Origin of the sequence: Pararcticibacter amylolyticus, from assembly GCF_003130405.1 — a bacterium.
In the GTDB taxonomy this organism is placed as follows: domain Bacteria; phylum Bacteroidota; class Bacteroidia; order Sphingobacteriales; family Sphingobacteriaceae; genus Arcticibacter; species Arcticibacter amylolyticus.
The window spans coordinates 1-476 of the sequence record NZ_QEAS01000111.1 but is presented as its reverse complement, the minus strand read 5'-3'; the positions used below and the strand labels follow the sequence as shown (position 1 = coordinate 476).

Genomic DNA, 476 nt, shown 5'->3' with positions numbered 1-476 from the left:
AACAGCTATTACCCTTACGGGCTGGTGATGCCGGGGGGCAGCCTTCCCACCCAGCCGAACAGGAACCTGTACAACGGGGGCTCGGAGTGGCAGAACGACTACGGGGACCTTCCGGACTACTACCAGACGTATTACCGGAACTATGATGCGGCCCTGGGGCGTTTCCTTGGGGTAGACCCGATGGCGGAAGCTTCGGACGCGGTGAGCACGTATCATTATTCGGGGAACAACCCGGTGATGTACAATGACCCTCTGGGGGACAAGAAGCTGGAGGCGCTGCCGCCGCATGGGGGAGGCAATAGTGGAGGAGGTACCATTGATGTGATCAGCATGATGCTGAACTCGGCCTTCGGGGGAAGCTGGACACCGGACGGAGGGTTCAGCTACTTCGGTTCTGAAACGGATGCTCTCTACGAAGGGGCAGAATACATCTCGGCCACAGGCTCATGGGGTGGGTTCTGGGGCATGGCCCGGAC

The 476-nt window shown here is 59.9% G+C and carries 1 protein-coding gene; it reads left to right on the top strand.

Annotated features, from left to right (window positions below; genetic code table 11):
* Positions 1-476: RHS repeat-associated core domain-containing protein (locus DDR33_RS25300; protein ID WP_317047479.1), on the top strand; the 476-nt coding region annotated here is incomplete at both ends.